Consider the following 16,254-nt stretch of genomic DNA (forward strand, 5'->3'; position numbering starts at 1 on the left):
CGCGCTTTCGCCCGATATGTTCGTCATTCCGGCGCCTCGATGGAGGGATTAATAGGTCCTGAGCCTAGCTGCCCAAATGCCGCCCCGCGCTTAAACCAAAGCGGCAATGACCGTCCTTGATCCTGCCACCATTTCACCGTGCGCAAGGTCCATCAAAGGCCCTCCAATGGCGCACAATAATCCGGGAGAACGCAGCCGCTATGAACGAGGCAACCGGCCTTCTGGACCCGCTTGCACTCGGGATAGTGCTCATCGGGACAGTGTTTGCCACGCTTGCGCGCGAAGGCTGGCAGGATATGGCGACTGCGATCGCACGTGCATTCAGGCTGACCCGCAAAGGGTTTGATGCAGCCGCTGCCAGATCGGCGCTCGCGCGCACGGTGAGGGAGATCAGGCAGCGCGGCCATTTGGGCGCAAGGGCCGTTGATCCGCCCGATGAACCCACCAGCCAATTGCTGGGCACCTACATCCGCAGCGGCTCTATCGATGCGATGATGAAACTTGCGCGCACACAAAGGTTGGAGCGCGACATAACCAATGTCGCTGCCGTGCGCGTGTTTGAGGCGGCGGGCGAGCTCGCCCCTGTCTTTGGCCTTGTCGGAACGCTGTTTTCGATCACCCAGCTTATGCCGGATATCGAGACAAGCTCTACCGACATCGTGATGGCATCCGTTGCAGGCGCGGTTCTTTCCTCGCTTTACGGCGTGCTTAGCGCCAACCTCGTGTTCTTTCCTTTCGCCCGCGCGATTGAACGGCGCGGCGACAAGGAAGAGGCCGAACGCAGCCTTTTGCTGGAATGGTTCGAAGGCGAATTGATGGACACTCGCAACGCTCCAACAAAGATGCCGCGCACAATAACCAGCGTTGCAGGTGCCACGTGATCACGCGTGTCAGACTTGGCCCAAAGCTTGGCGCAAGCCAAAGCTGGCAATTGGTACTGGCTGACCTTGCCTTGATCTTGTTCCTTGTGACGCTGACAGCCTTGGTGAATAAAAGCAGTGATGCCGGTAAAAGCCCGGTGCGCGCTGAAGATACCCCATCATCACATATTGCATCTTCACATATTGCATCTTCGCATATTGCATCGTCTCAGGCGCTCTTCCGCTCGACCCCGCGCGGTCCCACCCTTGCGCAATGGCTTGCCGAACAACCCGCCGACCCGCGCGCATCGCTGACCATCATCGCGCAGCATCATGGTGCCGACAAAGCGCTCATGTGGGACAAAGCCAAAGCGATGGCGCAAAGCGTGGAACAATCGGGCGTATCGGTCCGAGTGATCATCACGCAAGGCAAACAAAGCGAGCTTTACGCAAGCCTCGCCTATGATGACCCAGACGCGGCACAATAAGCGCTCCCGATCAAAAATTAAGCGCATGGAACAAGGACAGTCCCATGCGCTCTAATTCTGCTCGCAAATGAGAGGTGCGCGATCTAGGCTCAGGACCTATTAATCCCACCTTCGAGGTTTGAAGCAAAATGGCCTTGTGCAAGGAGTAAACATCTCGAACAAAAACACGCTTGGAAAGGCAGACAGCCTTCCCGGCGCGCGCTTTCGCCCGATATGTTAGTCATTCCGGCGCCTCGATGGAGGGATTAATAGGTCCTGAGCCTAGCCGATGAGCACCTGATTGCGGCCTGATTGTTTGGCTTCGTATAAAGCGGCATCCGCCCGGGACAATGCGCCGCGCCTGTCGTCGATGTTTTGCACCTCGCTCACCCCGGCAGAAAAAGTGATCCGCCCGAATGACTTGCCATTTTCGCGGTTGACCATCTGGCGCGAGGACAATTCAACGCGGATCTGATCGAGGCGGTCGGACGCTTCTTTCGCTTTGAGCCCGGGGAACAGGACAACAAATTCCTCCCCCCCGTGGCGCGCGGCAAACAGATGCTTGCCTGCGTGTTTCTTAAGGGTGTTGGCAATGGCCACAAGGACCCGGTCGCCTGCATCGTGCCCGTGATTGTCATTGATCGACTTGAAGTGATCGACATCGCAAAAACCAAGCGACAGCGCCTGCCCCTTTTCATCTGCGCTCTTCGCCGCCACTTCGAGCTGGCGCTCAAACGCGCGGCGATTGGGAAGCCGGGTGAGGTGATCGACGTCTGCTTGCGCACGCGCTTCGGCAAGGTTTTCCTTAAGCTCAGCGGTTTCTTCCTGGCTTTTCTTCATCGCCTCTTCGACTTGAACGATCCGTTCAAGCATGACGCGCGACAAACCCACAAGACGCTCGACACCATCTTCAGAGGCAGCCGTGTGAGCGCTCTGTTCCAATTCAGTGATCTGCGCATCAATCGCGCCGCGATGCTCGCTGGTTTGTGAATGCGCGGACTGGGTGGTTTTGGCAAAGCTCGCAATTGATGCCTCGACCCGGTCGAGCAGGTTTTCAAGAGCACCGGCACGATCATTTTCGCGCGAACGCATCTTGCCCACGTCATCAAGCCAGCGTTGTGAAATCGGCTCGCCGGAAATTTCCTGAGACGCAAAAATCCGCGCAAGACCGCCATCGGAACCGGAAAGGCCCGCGACAATTGTCGCAAGGTTGGGACCGGTCAGCGGCACGTCGTGTTTCATCACAAACTGCGTGACCCGCAGCATCAATTCCTCGCGCCCCTCTCTGGCCCGGTTGCGCCCTTCTGGCCCAGCTTGATTGCCGGAAGATGCGTTTGATTGTGTCTGATTTACCGCCTCATTCTGGTCTTTTTTCTCAGGCGACGCTGCGCGAATTCCCATGTATCCTCGTCCGGCTTTATATTCGATGGCCCGAAGGAATACCGCTGCGGGTTTAAGGTGGACCTCAAGCAAGTACTTCGGCTTTCCCTTAGCTTGATCACGGATGCGGGCGCGGACGAGCGGCGATAAATCTCTACGTCTTTGCACGAGGGCCATTTGGCACAGCCTTTGCAGACACAGAGCCACTGGAAAGCGGGAGTTCGAAACTCCTATGCCAACTGGAAGGAAACAATGATGAATAGCAAAATTAACCCGCAGCGGCTTGAAATACGGCTGATGGCGACCGCCCTTGTGATTGCCAGCCTGCCGCTTTTTGCCGCTCTGGCTTCAGCTCGGGAAGGCGGTGCACGAGGGTTTACCGACCCGGTAGAAATCGACCGCGCGGTTGAAGAGTTCACCGGGCGAGGCATTGGCGAAGTGGGCGGCGCACGCCTTCCTGCCGACCGCCGCCTAAAGCTTGCCGCCTGCGATGCACCGCTGGGGGTGAAGTGGCACGGCCGTGCGCAAACGATCGTAAGGGTCGATTGCTCCAGCCCGCGCAATGGCTCTGACAGCTGGCGCGTTTTTATCGCCACCAGCTCTGTGAAACCTGCACAAGCAATTGCCAAAGTGGTAGCGCGAGGCGATCCGATTACCGTGATTGTACGAGGGCGCGGTTTTACCGTTCAGCAAAGCGGCGAAGCGATGGAAGCGGGCGCAATTGGTGACTGGATTGCGGTGCGCACACAGGCCCGCGCCGATGCCATTCGCGCTCGCATTGAACGGCCTGGACTTGCCGTCATTCCAGTAGGCTCGTGATGCGCTCGTGATGCGCTCACAATACCCTGGGAAACGCCCCAGCCAGCTTTCGCGAAAAAATTCGCACATCCCCGCTTAAACTTCCCGCACAAGGGCCGTCTTAAGCGACGTAGAACCACCGGGAGACGCATCATGTCCTCTTTCGAATTAAACAGATTGCAGACGATATCGGGCGTTAGCCCGGCCTCTGCTGCTGACCGTGCCAAGGCTCGGCCCTCATCTGATGCAGGTGTGCCAAGTGCTGGCCGCAGCGCAGCGGGCTCATCCAATGGCGCAGGGGTAGCAGTGGAAATCACAGCGCCTGCGCAAAACGGTCCGCCGGTCGACACCGACCGCGTGGCAGAAATCCGCAGCGCCCTGCGCGAAGGAACCTATCCGCTCGTGCCTGCAAAGATTGCAGATGCGATGATCGCTGCGCAATACAAGTTTGAGATCCAGCAATGACCACGCAAACGCCGGACCGCACGCTTACCGATGCAGACATCGCCCGGCAAAGTCTCCATGGCGATTTGCGGCAAATGATTGCCGTCCTGCAACAAGAACGGCAAGCTCTTGCCACCTTGGAAGCCGATACGCTCAACGCTGTCACGCGCGAAAAGGATGATCTGTGCAGTCGCCTCGCAACGATTGGTGCAGGCGCGATTGATCCCGAGGCAAGGGCTTTGGTGGAAACGGCCAAGTCGTTGAACGACGTCAATCGCCGGGTGCGCAACCTGCTGGCAGCGAATGTGTCGGGCCGTTTGGATGCACTGGGGGCAGACCGTACTGAGCGCCACGCCTACACCGCCGGATAAATAGGCGGCTAACACCGCTCACAAAAATCCGTGCCCCCTTCGGTACTGCACTGTGCCCCTCGTACTGCCCTCATCTCTGCACCCATCTCTGGCCCCGTTTCGTTCCCCATCTCTGGCCCCGTTTCTGGCACGATGCTTGCTCTACTCTTCTGGACGTTAACCATACCAGAAAGAGCGAAAGGGCGGTCCCCGTGTCCAAACCCGTTTCAAATCCTGTGTCTCAGGTACCTATTCCTCGATCCGCAATCAGGCCAGCGTTCGAGACGGCGCAGCGCAGTTTTGAGGGGCGCAGCTTGGAAAACGGGGCCTCGCGTCAAATCCCGCAGGCGGCTGTATCGTCGAGTTCTGGCGCAAACGGTCCAATCACGGTCGAGCGCGCCATTGCCAGCGCAGCGCAGCAAACGGGCATCGACTTCGACTTTCTGATCGCTCAGGCTCAGGTCGAAAGCGCGATGGACCCGGCGGCCAAGGCGCGCACGTCTTCTGCGACGGGCCTGTACCAATTTATTGAAAGCACATGGTTAGAGACAATGCAGCGCCACGGGGACCGCTTTGGCCTTGGCAATGTCTCTGCGCAAATCCGGTCATCTGGTGACGGCGCGGCGTATGTGCCCGACCCTGCTGCGCGCGAAGCGATCCTTGACCTTCGTAATGATCCGCAAATCGCCTCGCTTATGGCCGCTGGCCTTGCCGAAGATAACCGCGCGCATCTTGCCCCCATCCTTGGCCGTCAGCCCGATCATAGCGAGCTTTACCTTGCCCACTTCCTTGGCGCAGGCGGGGCGGGGCGGTTTCTGTCAGCCCTGGAGGATAATCCGGGCGCCAACGCCTCCCAGCTTTTCCGCAGGCCAGCGGCGGCCAATCGCCCGGTCTTTTATGAGCCGAATGGTAGTCCGCGCTCTTTGCAAGGGGTGATGGATTTTCTCTCTACCAAGCTTGAGCGCGCGCGCGCCAATGCGCCGCAAATGGGCCCCGACACCTATGCAATAGCCGCATTGACCCCACCCCAAATCGCCAGTTCCGTTGGTGGCTCTTTTGGGGCAGGATCTGCGCAGCAACGCCCCCCTTATCTCATCGCAGACGAGCGCGTGTTCGAACCGCAATCCCCGCCCGTCATCACTGGCCAAGGTCGCCCAACCATAGCGGCAAGCCCTGCGCTCACTCTGGCTCAGCCGGGGTCGCAAACCTCCATGTCCAATATGTTGCGCGGGGCCTTCACCGAGGCTGGCGGGGCGCAATCGAGCAAAGCGACACAGGACCAGGTCGCGCGCGCCTATGAACAATTGAAAGCGCTTGGATTTTGATCTTGGAACCCTTCTCTAGAACCTCGTGGATCGAGCGCTTGCGATCAGCCCCTGCGGCGATGGCATTGCCGGTGGGCATTTTCGGGCTGTTTGTGCTTTTGGTGCTGCCGATCCCGCCGCTGCTGCTCGACATCTTCTTTGTGTTCAACATCGCGATTGCGGTGGCGGTGTTGATGGTGGCCCTGAACGCGCGCGCGCCGCTCGATTTCTCGTCCTTCCCGACCGTCCTGTTGTTCGCAACGCTTCTGCGGCTCGCGCTCAACGTCGCCTCCACCCGGATTGTGCTGGTCAATGGGCACGAAGGAGGCGCGGCCGCTGGCGAGATTATCCAGAGCTTTGGCCAGTTTCTTGTCGGCGGCAATTTTGCGGTTGGCCTGTTCGTGTTCTGCATCCTTCTGATCATCAATATGATCGTCATCACCAAAGGCGCAGGCCGCGTGTCAGAGGTCTCCGCAAGGTTTGTTCTCGACGCTTTGCCGGGCAAGCAAATGGCGATTGATGCCGATATCGCTGCTGGCCTTATCACCGCCGATGATGCCCGCGAACGCCGGCGCGAGGTCACGATTGAGGCCGATTTCTACGGTTCGATGGATGGCGCGTCGAAATTCGTAAAAGGCGATGCCATCGCCGCGCTTCTCATCCTTGGGGTCAACATCATCGCAGGCTTTGCCCTTGGCATGATCAGCCACGGGCTTTCCGCATCCGAGGCAGGCGAGCTTTATATCACTTTGGCCGTGGGCGATGCCTTGGTGGCGCAGGTGCCAGGGCTGCTCTTGTCGATTGCCGCTGCCGCCATCGTCACCCGCGTTGCCGATAAACGCGACCTGTCAGGCCAGATCGGCGGACAGTTTGCCGACCCGAAGGGCTGGCTCCCGGTCGCCGCAATTCTTGCCGCCATCGGGACAGTGCCTGCTATGCCTCAACTGATCTTCCTGCCAGCCGCAGCGATTGCGGGCGGATTATGGTGGAGCCTTTACAAAAAGGCGAACGCTCCGATCGTCGAGGAAAAGGTGGTCGAAAAGCCCAATCCCGACAAGATCGATATCACCGAAGTGTCCGATCAGACGCTGGTCACGCTGGAGCTGGGATATGGGCTTGTCCACCTCGTCGATGAGGCAAAGGACGCGCCGCTCCTCAAACGCATCACCGGCATTCGCAAACAACTCTCACGCGAGCTTGGCTTTGTCCTGCCCCAGTTTCGTATCCGCGACACTCTGGAAGCGGGCGCGAATGATTATGCGGTGAGGCTGGGCGGGCTGGTGATTGCAAGCGGCTCTGTCAGGGCGGGCAAACTCCTTGCCATCGACACAGGCGAGGTGCGCGCAAAGCCGCCCTATTCGGGGCTGGGCATAAACGGCGAATACACACGCGATCCCAGCTTTGATTGCCCCGCCCTGTGGATCGACCCGTCTGCCCGCGATCTTGCCACGGCCGAAGGGTTCATGTGCGTTGACGCCAGTACGGTTGTCGCCACCCACGCCAATCAGGAATTGCTCACCCAAAGCTATCAACTGCTCGGTCCATCCGAAGTCAGCGCGATCATCGAAGACCTGAAAGCCCGCGCCCCTGCCCTTATTGATGCGGTTCACCCCGACCCGCTCACTCTGGCGGCCCTCACCCGTATCCTTCGTGCGCTTATTGCCGATGGGATTGGGCTTAATCATCCGCAGCCGCTGTTCACCAGCCTCGCTCTGGCGCTTCAGACGACGCAGGAATTTAACGCAGTGATTGATGCGGTGCGCGCTGACCTTGGTGCACGGCTTGTGGCGCGGGTCGCGGGGCCGCAAGAACGCCTTAAAGTGGTCACCCTCGAAGCCGGATTAGAAAGCGCGATTATCGGCGGGATGATCGACCCATCGACCGGGCAACCCATGATCGAACCCGATTGCGCAGGACTGATCGTGGAGCGGGTGAACGCCGCGATCAAGGACGCGGGCGGTCCGATTGCCATGATCGTCCAACCCCCTGCCCGCCGCGCGGTAGCAGGGCTCCTCAAACAACGCGCAGCGCGGGCGCTGGTCCTCTCGATCAATGAACTGCCGCCGACCCAGCCGGTCGAGGTTGTGGGCGTGATCGGCAATGACACCGCGCCGCCCGCGCCTAGGGGACTTCCCGCACCTCCCTCTGAAACCGATGCTAGCCAAGGCATGGCACAAGGCGTCTCAGCATGAAGCACGACGTATCTGGATTTGGCCCTCAAGCCTATGAAGCGGTGACCTATGCCGCGACCAGCCGCGAGGAGGTGGATGACCGGGTGCGCCGGTTCCTGCCCCTCGTCCACCGCGCAGCCTGGCACATCTATGGCTCTGGCCGCGACGGGATGGAGGTCGAGGACCTTGTCCAATCCGGCATTGTCGCTCTCACCGAATGCGCGCGGCGCCACGATGGGCCAACCGAGGATGGCTTTGCCGCCTATGCCAAGATCCGCGTGCGCGGCGCGATGTTCGATCTTCTCCGCAAGCAGATGCACGACACCCGCACAGCGAGGAAGAAGCGCGCGCGGCTGAATGACGTGGTCGAGGAATTCAAAGCGCTCAACGGCATAGAGCCCACCCGCGAGGCTGTCGCCAAGGCGCTTGGCATCAGCGATACAGAGCTGCTTGAGATCGAGGCGAGCGCCGTCACCCTCACCTCGATCAGCGACGCCTATGACGAAAGCAACGCCGCCTTCGCAAGCGCAGACCCCGACCCTTTCGACATACTCTCAGGCCAGGAAGACCGCGAACGACTGATCGCTGCAATGAGGCAGTTGCCAGAGCGGTTGATGCTGGTCTTGCAATTGTTCTTTGTCGAGGAGCTGAACCTGACGGAGATCGCCGAAGTGCTGGAGGTATCCGTGCCAAGGGTCCACCAATTGCGGGCCAAGGGGCTCAAGGATTTGCGGAGGATTTTGGAGGGGTAGGCCTTCTCACAATTCCGTCGTCCCAGCGAAAGCTGGGATCTCAGGCTGCGAGCGCCGTGCTCTCCCGCTCTAGACCCCAGCTTCCGCTGGGGCGACGACTGAGGTATTGCAAATCTCGAGCATGACAAACCGGCGGTTCATCGGATTAGACCCTTCGAAAAATCATAGCTCGAAAGGGAGTTGGCTAAGGGGTTTTCTGCCTTGATCGTGTTGTTGCGGCGTCCGTCTAACATTCCTTCTCGCTGGCCCGGAATCCACCCCAACCGCTCTTCAATCCCGGTAGTCACCGGATCATCGGTCGCCTGAACGGTGATCCGCTTAAGGCTCACTCCCTCGCCAAATGTGGCTGCAAGATTTAGCGGATCGACCTTCTCTACGCTCATTGGGTCGGCTTCATCGCCAAATGTGACCAGCATCGGCCTGCCGTCGCGCCGCATCGCTCCGCCGCCAACCGGGATAACCATCGGCAGTTCACGCACACCTTTATGACGCCTGATCGCATAGACCGTGCGCTCATACCCATCGTCGCCCCGATACTTTCGAGACAAGAGGAACATGATGTTGGCGGCCCAATCGATTTCATTTTCGGATCGCAGCAATGCAAAGAGTGTCTGCCCATCCGGCAAATCGACCGCGACTGCCTCCCCTCGAACACTCTTGCGGGTTCGCCCGTTGACCACCACGGTTCCAGCTCCAGCAACCGTTGCGCCAACCTCAATCACGCTAGACCCGGTTTTGAGCCCCTCAGGCGTCTCAACTTCAACACTCAAACGGTAGCGATAACTGGGAACCTCGCTCTCAAAACACCCGCCTATCAGCAAAGCGCCTGCCAACACGGCGACCATCCGAAGCCCAAACCGGTGTAACCCAAGCTGCCTTAACATCGCGTCCCTTCCCTCTGATCGCCTCGCCCAAACGAGTAGCGCCAAGACGTTGAGGCGGGGTAAATTGGTGAGCTTTGCGCTGCAAATCGCCCACCCCCAACCCCTCCCGCGAGCGGGAGGGGAGCGAGACTTGCCGAACCGTAGGTAAGGCTTAGTCGCAGCGGGGTGGGCCTGCGCAACAAGTAAGGCGAGCTTCACACTAGCTTTCGCTGGGGTGACGGTGAGACTTGGGCTAGTGGACCTCTATGCTCGCCAAACTCACCAACAACTTTGCCCTGCTCACTCTGATCGGTGTCGCTTTGGCTTGGGTTTACCCGCCGTCCATGACGTGGATGACCGATGGTTCGATCCGCATCGCGGGACAGCCGCTTTTGTCGGTTGCGCTGGGGCTCATCATGCTCGCAATGGGCCTGACGCTAAGTTTTGAGGATTACAGGTGGCTGACTGAGCTTCCGAAAGCGCTGATCGCGGGGGTCGCCTTGCAATTTGCAGTGATGCCGCTGGCGGGGTTCGGGATCGCTTGGGGACTGGGGCTGGAAGAAGGGCTTGCGGTCGGCCTTATCCTTGTCGCCTGTTGCCCGGGCGGGACGGCGTCCAACATCGTCGCTTACCTTGCACGCGGCAATGTCGCTTTGTCGGTGGCGATGACCATGGTTTCGACCTTTGCCGCGATTGCGCTCACCCCGCTGCTTACCGGAGAACTGGCGGGCACCTATGTCGAGATCGACCGTTGGAATTTGCTCAGGAACATGGTCGCGATTGTATTGGTGCCCGTGCTCTTGGGGAGCCTCCTCAACCGACTGTTCCCAAGCGTTGCCGAGCGGGTGAGCACGTTTCTGCCATTGATCGCAGTGGTCCTGGTGATCCTGATTGTCGGAGGCATTGTCGGCGGGGCAAAGGCCCAGATTGCCGAGCATGCGGGCGTCCTTTTGCTCGCGACCTTGATGCTCCATGCGATTGGATTTGCGCTTGGCTATGCTTTGGCGCGGGCGTTGGGATTGGGCGTTCAAGAGGCGCGCACCATTTCTATCGAAGTGGGGATGCAGAATTCGGGTCTCGGCTCTGGCCTTGCCAAAACCCCCGCCTTCCAAGCGCAATTTGCCAGCGCCACTCAGGCCGCATTAGCGCCCGTGCCAGCCGCGATTTCGGCAGTGTGGCATGTGTTGATCGGGAGCATTCTGGCGAGCTGGTGGCGGCGCAAGGGTTAGGCTCTCTTCGTCATCCCAGCGAAGGCTGGGATCTAGGGCCAAAAGCTCCGTGCCCCGACGCTCTAGAACCCAGCTTTCGCTGGGGTGACGGACTTGGTCCAACGCTCTCGTGCAGCGGTAAGGGCAGGGTATTTGGGACTGTCAATCTCAACTTTCTTGAGCAAAAATCTCTTCATTCTCGTCACGTCGAAATCTTCGAGGGTCAATTCACCTTTGAGGATGGATTTCGAGTCGTCTTCGCTGAAGAACAGGTCCCAACCGTAATTCCATTGCGCCCGCTTCGCAATTCCCAGAGCATTTCGAGCTACGGCGAGCTGGAACCGGTCATGTCCCTCAATCTTGCCCTTGAGGGTTTCCAGCCACTCAGAGACCGCAACCAGAATTTCCCAATCAATCGCCTCGCCATCCTCCTGGGATTCCTCCAGTGGGAAATACTCGAATTTCTTCCCGCGCTCGCTGGCAGAAAGATCCTCCTCAAGCAGCATCAACAGGTCCAATTCCTGCTCGCTGGTCCGGCGCGAGATCACGACGCGCTCCAGCATTCGGTCTTCGCCAGAACGCCAGATTTTGGCCATGCGCAGGCAGCCGAGTGCCCACCACACGGTGCGATGGATCAGCCAGTAACGGAAACGCTTGGCGTCCACTTTTCGCCCGCCGTTGACTTGATAGGCATCGAAGTAAGTTTCCAAGTCAGAAAGCCCCAGAGCGGGCCGGTCATATCGGTGAAATCGCCATACAGCCATGCAGCCAAAGGCGAGATCTTCATGGTAATCGCCCAAATGCGCAAGCTCCCAATCGAGGACGCCGGTGAGCCAGCCTTCCTGATCCACTAGCAGATTGCCCATGCGATAATCGCCATGGATCAGGACAGGTTCGATAGGATCGGGGCAATTGTCCTCCATCCATTTCAGGCCCAGCGCGATGATCGGACGGTCGCCGCCTGCTTCCTCGAACTGTGATTTCAGCTCTGCGATAGCTCCGCGGTAATCCATCACCGGCACTTCATCAGGCACATCCTCAACGCAAAGCGTGTGAATTTTCGCGAGATTTGCCGCGCATTCAGCGATCAGCCGATCAGGGTCGGGGCCTTCCAGGATTTCCTTGGGATTGGGCGTGCCGGAAAGCGCCTCCATCACAAAGCCAGAGCCGATGCCGTCCTCGGGCCGTAGCTCGGCCACAACCACAGGGGCCGTCACGCCGGCAGCTTTTGCCGCGCGGATCACCGCCGCCTCGACATCGTGGCCAAAGGGGCGGCCTTCCATGAATTCAAGGCTGGGCGCGCGGCGCAAGACATAGGCGCCCGCGCCTGCTTCAAAGCGCCAGCTTTCCATGGTGGCACCGCCCGTCAGCCGCGTCAGGCCGGCCGGTGTATCAAGCCCCGCTCGGGCGCAAACCCGGGCGAGGCCTTCGAGCAGTTGATCGGTTGATGTGTCGCCCATTTTGGGCTCTTAACGCGTCAAACGCAGCCTAGTCGAGCTTCTTGCGCATCCGCTTGGCGCGCTCCTTCGGACTTGGGTGGGTGCTGGTCCATGCGGCAAGTCCGCCGCCACCGCTGCCACCGCTCATCGCCTCGAGCTTTTCGAGCGCGGTCACGCAGGCCTGCGCGTCGTAACCTTTGTCCTGCATGAATTCGAGCGCATAATCGTCCGCTTCGCGTTCGTGCTTCTGGCTGTGCTGCGCGCTGATAACGTCGCCGAAAAACTTACCGATTTCGGAATTTGCAAGCGCGCCGATCTTGCTGTCGGCGGTGCCTGCCACGCTCATCGCTGCTTCTTTCTGAAGCGCGCCTTGCATGCGTTTCTTGGTGTGCTCGCGCTGGACGTGGCCGATTTCGTGGCCGATCACATAGCGCACTTCGTCATCGGTAAACTGGTCCATGAGCCCTGCAAAAATGCGGATCGTGCCGTTCGCCATCGCAAAGGCGTTCACATCGCTAACGAGGTAGGCTTTGATGTCGAGGTCGAGCCCATCATAGCTTTCGAGCCCCTGAGACAGAGCGGCCAAACGTTGACCATAGGGGTCATTCGGGCCTGCAACGGGGTTTTTGCCGTCCATTTCGGTGCTCATCTGATCGAAGAAGACTTTCATCTCTGCATCAGAATAACTGGCCGCTTCGACCACTTTCTTCGCAGAACCCATGATGTCGCCAAAGCTTTGCGCGCTGGCAGGGCCGGCAAGGCTTACGCCGCCCAAAAGAGCCGCAATCGCGGTAAAATCACGCCTGGAAATCGTTTTGGGCGAAATTGTGGGGTCGGAACGGTCCATGCTGTGTCTCTCCTGCACACGAAATCAGATTTGAATAAAAAGAGACGAGGCCTAGGTCGCGCTAGACCCCGTCTCCGGAAACGTAGTATAGGTCAAATTGCGCTAAAGATTAAGCGACAACATTGTCTTTCTTAATCGTGATGACTTGAGGATAGGTAAATTCCTTCATGCCATCGAGACCATATTCAGCGCCAAAGCCCGATTGTTTGTGCCCGCCAAAAGGCGCAAACGGCGATAGGTGCATGAATTCATTGACCCATACTGTGCCTGTTTCAAGCTTCTCGGCGATCTCGACGCCCTTATTCGTGTCCGCCGTCCAAACAGCGCCAGCAAGGCCATACTCTGAGTTATTGGCGCGCTCGATCACTTCTTCTTCGGTGGAAAACTTCATCAAAGGCATGACCGGACCAAACTGTTCTTCGGCAACGATGCGCGCGTCTTCTGGTGGATTGTCGAGGATCGTGATCGGCACATAGTAGCCCGTGCCCGATGGGTCCTTGTCCCCGCCGGTCAGGAACTTGTAGCCATTGTCCTTGGCATCTTCGATCAGCTCGAGCACGCGCTCATACTGTTTCTTGTTCTGGATGGGGCCAACGCCGGTCCCTTGTTCAGAGCCATCACCCACCTTCACATTCCTGGCATATTCCGCGATTGCCTGCGAAAGCTCATCATAGATGTCTTCGTGGATGTAAACGCGCTTTGCCGCGATGCAGACCTGGCCTGCGTTCTGGAAAGATGACCAGAAAAGCTGCTCGGCCACCTTCTTGGGATCAGCGTCAGGCATAACGATAGAGGCGTCATTGCCGCCAAGTTCGAGCGTGATGCGTTTGAGGTCTGCCGACGCGCCTTCCATGATTTTCTTGCCCGTCTCGGTCGATCCGGTGAAGGTGATCTTGTCGATGCCAGGGTGGCTGGTGATCATCGGACCAAGCGCATCTTCGCCGGTGATGATGTTGACCGTTCCAGCCGGCACCTTGTCCGCGATAAGCTCTGCGACGCGAAGGGTGGTAAGCGGGGTGAAGGGCGAGGGCTTCAACACAATCGTGCAGCCGCTCATCAGCGCAGGCACAATCTTCTGGATCGCCATCATCAATGGGAAGTTCCACGGCACAATGCCGCCCACAACGCCAACCGGCACGCGGCGGGTGCGCGAAAGGCGCTGGTCTGAATCTTCGTTGATCACATCTTCGAGTTTGAGCGTCGATTGCGCTTTGGAAATGCCAGCCGCGCCAAAGATCTCGCCTTGCGCCTGAGCATGAGGCTTACCCTGCTCAGCGGTCAGGAGGCGGAACAGCTCATCGGAATTGTCCTTGATCGCAGCCGAAATCGCCATGCACGCGGCTGCACGTTCCTCATGCGAAGTGTTTTTCCATGTTTTGAACGCGGCGCGCGCTGCGGCGACCGCACGGTCGAGCTCTTCTGCGCCGCACGCAGGAACCTGGCCGATAACCTGTTCATTGGCAGGGTTCACAACATCCAGCCATTCGCCATTTTCGACCATCTCACCATTGATGAGGTTCTTGTATTGGGTGACCATTTCTCTCTCCGTCATGCAGACTCAGTTTTCGTGTTGTCCAACAAGGTGGACCATTGCCCGCAAAAATCAATTGCGAATTGCAATCGAAGGGGCGGGAAGGGAGCGGGACGGAAGCGTACAAGCGATGAAAAGCGTGAAGTGAGCGTTGCACCGTGGCAAGCCTTGGTTATGTGTGGCGCGAAAATATGGAGATTTTGTGATGACCGATGGACCAGGCGAAACTGCACACGACCTTGTAATCTATGGCAGCCCCGTCTCGCCTTTTGCGCGCAAGGCAATGGCGGTCTGCATCGAAAAGGGTGCCGGGTTCGATTTTGAAGCGGTGGGTATCATGCCCATGCCTGACTGGTTCAAGGCAATTTCCCCCATGCGTCGCATCCCTGTTTTGCGTGATCGCTCTATTTCAGCAGAGGGCGAGGCAGGCACGATCGCCGATAGCTCCGCCATGTGCGCCTATATTGATCGCAAGCATCCAGAGCCCACGCTTTACGGCGCAACCGCCTATGGTCATGGCCGCGCGCTGATGATTGAGGAATATGCCGATACGACGCTGGCGATGGCGGGCGGTCTTGGCATTTTCAGGCCGGTGTTCTTTTCGATCGTTCAAGGCAAAGAACCCGATGTCGCCAAAGCGCGTGAGACATGGGCCAATGAATTTCCGCCGATCCTTGCCTATTTGAACGGTCAGCTTGGCGATGCTGACTTCTTTATCGAAGACACGCTTTCCATTGCCGATATCGCGGTAACGGCGTGCATGATGCAGGTCGCGCTCGTCGCAGATATGCCGCTTGGCGATTACCCGGCCTTGGCCAAGCATTATGCGCATATGACGGCCCGCCCTTCCATCGCGGGCCCGTTTGCAAAGGCAGAAGGCATTGTTCGCAAAGCCTTGCCCGAGCGTATCCAACTGACCTAAGGGTTGCACAAAGGGACGCAGAAGGGACACGCCCAAACACTATGGCCAAAAACTGGTGCATCGGGATCATCGGAGGCTCTGGCCTTTACGATATTGAGGGGATCGAGGATGAGCAGTGGCTTGCGCTCGAAACCCCTTGGGGCGATCCGTCTGATGAAATCCTGTTCGGGCGCATTGATGATGTGCAAGTGCGCTTTCTCCCGCGCCATGGCCGGGGGCATCCGATCTCTCCCAGCGGGCTGAATTCACGGGCGAACATCGACGCGTTAAAGCGCGCAGGATGCACCGACATTCTGGCCATAAGCGCGGTCGGTTCCCTTCGCGAAGAAATCGAACCGGGCCGCTTTGCGATTGCCGAGCAGTTTATTGATAACACGCGGGGGAGAGCCTCCAGCTTCTTCACCAGCGGATGCGTGGCGCATGTCTCCATGGCCGATCCGGTCTGCCCGCGCCTGTCCGAAATGGCGGCGAAGGCAGTGACCGCGGCCAAGGGCAAAGTGGCAACCGGCGCGACCTATCTCGCGATGGAAGGCCCGCAATTTTCCACGCGCGCTGAAAGCCATATGTACCGGGCCTGGGGCGCCGACATCATCGGCATGACCGCCATGCCAGAGGCAAAACTGGCGCGCGAGGCAGAGCTTCCCTACGCGCTGATCGGCATGGCTACCGATTACGATTGCTGGCATGAGGAAGAAGAGGCGGTCGACGTCGCCGCAGTGCTCAAGCAGATGAAAGCCAATGGCGCTTTGGCCCGCAAGGCGGTGCTGAATTTCATCAAGGCCCTGCCCAAAACGCGCAAAGCTTCCCCCATCGATACCTGCCTCGACGAGAGCATCATCACCGCCCCCAACGAGCGCGATCCAGCGCTTTTGGCAAAGCTTGATGCGGTGGCAGGGCGAGTGCTCAAATCAAAATAGG

General features: G+C 58.8%; 16 protein-coding genes. 11 read left to right on the forward strand and 5 right to left on the reverse strand.

Features of this window, described 5'->3' with window-relative positions; translation table 11 throughout:
- Window positions 1-200: 200 nt before the first annotated feature.
- Window positions 201-881, forward strand: coding sequence for a MotA/TolQ/ExbB proton channel family protein (locus EH31_RS13850; protein ID WP_051699288.1), 681 nt, complete (start codon window positions 201-203; stop codon window positions 879-881).
- The gene (locus EH31_RS13855) at window positions 878-1,348 is read left to right on the forward strand and encodes a hypothetical protein (protein WP_034961412.1); all 471 of its coding nucleotides are present in this window, start codon (window positions 878-880) and stop codon (window positions 1,346-1,348) included. Before EH31_RS13850 ends, EH31_RS13855 begins: the two co-directional genes overlap by 4 nt.
- 261 nt (window positions 1,349-1,609) lie before the next feature.
- Here the strand turns inward: EH31_RS13855 and EH31_RS13860 are convergent, their stop codons facing one another.
- Window positions 1,610-2,728 (reverse strand): GGDEF domain-containing protein, encoded by a 1,119-nt coding sequence (locus EH31_RS13860; protein WP_051699289.1) that lies wholly within the window; start codon window positions 2,726-2,728, stop codon window positions 1,610-1,612.
- A 234-nt stretch (window positions 2,729-2,962) separates the two neighbouring features.
- Here EH31_RS13860 and EH31_RS13865 point away from each other — a divergent pair, with 234 nt between their 5' ends.
- The 6 genes from EH31_RS13865 (at window position 2,963) to EH31_RS13890 (ending at window position 8,526) form a co-directional block, all read left to right on the forward strand.
- Complete coding sequence (locus EH31_RS13865; RefSeq protein ID WP_241765935.1) at window positions 2,963-3,526, forward strand: flagella basal body P-ring formation protein FlgA; 564 nt, start codon at window positions 2,963-2,965, stop codon at window positions 3,524-3,526.
- Between the two features lie 132 nt (window positions 3,527-3,658).
- Entirely contained in the window at window positions 3,659-3,970 is a 312-nt protein-coding gene (gene flgM / locus EH31_RS13870; protein WP_051699291.1) for a flagellar biosynthesis anti-sigma factor FlgM, read from the forward strand.
- Window positions 3,967-4,320: a flagellar protein FlgN gene (locus EH31_RS13875; RefSeq protein ID WP_152553579.1), complete on the forward strand. Its 354-nt coding sequence runs from the start codon at window positions 3,967-3,969 to the stop codon at window positions 4,318-4,320. The genes flgM and EH31_RS13875 overlap by 4 nt, the downstream gene beginning before the upstream one ends.
- A 293-nt stretch (window positions 4,321-4,613) precedes the next feature.
- Window positions 4,614-5,624: a transglycosylase SLT domain-containing protein gene (locus tag EH31_RS17015; protein ID WP_051699292.1), complete on the forward strand. Its 1,011-nt coding sequence runs from the start codon at window positions 4,614-4,616 to the stop codon at window positions 5,622-5,624.
- A gap of 59 nt (window positions 5,625-5,683) precedes the next feature.
- Entirely contained in the window at window positions 5,684-7,795 is a 2,112-nt protein-coding gene (locus tag EH31_RS13885) for a flagellar biosynthesis protein FlhA (RefSeq protein WP_034961413.1), read from the forward strand.
- Window positions 7,792-8,526, forward strand: a complete 735-nt coding sequence (locus EH31_RS13890; RefSeq protein ID WP_034961415.1) for a sigma-70 family RNA polymerase sigma factor — start codon at window positions 7,792-7,794, stop codon at window positions 8,524-8,526. Before EH31_RS13885 ends, EH31_RS13890 begins: the two co-directional genes overlap by 4 nt.
- A gap of 137 nt (window positions 8,527-8,663) precedes the next feature.
- On the opposite strand, the gene EH31_RS17020 is transcribed toward EH31_RS13890, so the two are convergent.
- Entirely contained in the window at window positions 8,664-9,410 is a 747-nt protein-coding gene (locus EH31_RS17020) for a hypothetical protein (protein WP_152553580.1), read from the reverse strand.
- Between the two features lie 245 nt (window positions 9,411-9,655).
- Between EH31_RS17020 and EH31_RS13900 the strand changes: the two genes are divergently transcribed.
- On the forward strand, window positions 9,656-10,618 hold the full coding sequence (locus EH31_RS13900) for a bile acid:sodium symporter family protein (protein WP_034961418.1): 963 nt from the start codon (window positions 9,656-9,658) through the stop codon (window positions 10,616-10,618).
- A 62-nt stretch (window positions 10,619-10,680) separates the two neighbouring features.
- Here the strand turns inward: EH31_RS13900 and EH31_RS13905 are convergent, their stop codons facing one another.
- The 3 genes from EH31_RS13905 to EH31_RS13915 form a co-directional block, all read right to left on the reverse strand.
- A complete protein-coding gene (locus tag EH31_RS13905) occupies window positions 10,681-12,057 on the reverse strand; it encodes a phosphotransferase family protein (RefSeq protein WP_034961420.1) in 1,377 nt (458 codons plus the stop codon).
- A 28-nt stretch (window positions 12,058-12,085) separates the two neighbouring features.
- Window positions 12,086-12,883, reverse strand: coding sequence for a M48 family metallopeptidase (locus EH31_RS13910; protein WP_081853427.1), 798 nt, complete (start codon window positions 12,881-12,883; stop codon window positions 12,086-12,088).
- Window positions 12,884-12,992: 109 nt separating this feature from the next.
- Window positions 12,993-14,420: an aldehyde dehydrogenase family protein gene (locus EH31_RS13915; protein WP_034961422.1), complete on the reverse strand. Its 1,428-nt coding sequence runs from the start codon at window positions 14,418-14,420 to the stop codon at window positions 12,993-12,995.
- 199 nt (window positions 14,421-14,619) lie between these two features.
- Here EH31_RS13915 and EH31_RS13920 point away from each other — a divergent pair, with 199 nt between their 5' ends.
- Window positions 14,620-15,336, forward strand: a complete 717-nt coding sequence (locus EH31_RS13920; RefSeq protein ID WP_034961425.1) for a glutathione S-transferase family protein — start codon at window positions 14,620-14,622, stop codon at window positions 15,334-15,336.
- A 41-nt stretch (window positions 15,337-15,377) separates the two neighbouring features.
- Window positions 15,378-16,253 (forward strand): S-methyl-5'-thioadenosine phosphorylase, encoded by an 876-nt coding sequence (mtnP, locus tag EH31_RS13925; protein WP_034961427.1) that lies wholly within the window; start codon window positions 15,378-15,380, stop codon window positions 16,251-16,253.
- Window position 16,254 lies beyond the last annotated feature (1 nt).

The sequence above is a fragment of the Erythrobacter longus genome, assembly GCF_000715015.1.
Classification (GTDB): domain Bacteria; phylum Pseudomonadota; class Alphaproteobacteria; order Sphingomonadales; family Sphingomonadaceae; genus Erythrobacter; species Erythrobacter longus.

What these genes read in the sequence shown, in the direction of transcription:
- EH31_RS13850 (WP_051699288.1), top strand. Translation starts at nt 201, where the DNA reads ATGAACGAGGCAACCGGCCTTCTGGACCCGCTTGCACTCGGGATAGTG.
- EH31_RS13860 (WP_051699289.1), bottom strand. Translation starts at nt 2,728, where the DNA reads ATGGGAATTCGCGCAGCGTCGCCTGAGAAAAAAGACCAGAATGAGGCG.
- EH31_RS13865 (WP_241765935.1), top strand. Translation starts at nt 2,963, where the DNA reads ATGAATAGCAAAATTAACCCGCAGCGGCTTGAAATACGGCTGATGGCG.
- flgM (WP_051699291.1), top strand. Translation starts at nt 3,659, where the DNA reads ATGTCCTCTTTCGAATTAAACAGATTGCAGACGATATCGGGCGTTAGC.
- EH31_RS13875 (WP_152553579.1), top strand. Translation starts at nt 3,967, where the DNA reads ATGACCACGCAAACGCCGGACCGCACGCTTACCGATGCAGACATCGCC.
- EH31_RS13885 (WP_034961413.1), top strand. Translation starts at nt 5,684, where the DNA reads ATGGCATTGCCGGTGGGCATTTTCGGGCTGTTTGTGCTTTTGGTGCTG.
- EH31_RS13890 (WP_034961415.1), top strand. Translation starts at nt 7,792, where the DNA reads ATGAAGCACGACGTATCTGGATTTGGCCCTCAAGCCTATGAAGCGGTG.
- EH31_RS17020 (WP_152553580.1), bottom strand. Translation starts at nt 9,410, where the DNA reads ATGTTAAGGCAGCTTGGGTTACACCGGTTTGGGCTTCGGATGGTCGCC.
- EH31_RS13900 (WP_034961418.1), top strand. Translation starts at nt 9,656, where the DNA reads ATGCTCGCCAAACTCACCAACAACTTTGCCCTGCTCACTCTGATCGGT.
- EH31_RS13905 (WP_034961420.1), bottom strand. Translation starts at nt 12,057, where the DNA reads ATGGGCGACACATCAACCGATCAACTGCTCGAAGGCCTCGCCCGGGTT.
- EH31_RS13910 (WP_081853427.1), bottom strand. Translation starts at nt 12,883, where the DNA reads ATGGACCGTTCCGACCCCACAATTTCGCCCAAAACGATTTCCAGGCGT.
- EH31_RS13915 (WP_034961422.1), bottom strand. Translation starts at nt 14,420, where the DNA reads ATGGTCACCCAATACAAGAACCTCATCAATGGTGAGATGGTCGAAAAT.
- EH31_RS13920 (WP_034961425.1), top strand. Translation starts at nt 14,620, where the DNA reads ATGACCGATGGACCAGGCGAAACTGCACACGACCTTGTAATCTATGGC.
- mtnP (WP_034961427.1), top strand. Translation starts at nt 15,378, where the DNA reads ATGGCCAAAAACTGGTGCATCGGGATCATCGGAGGCTCTGGCCTTTAC.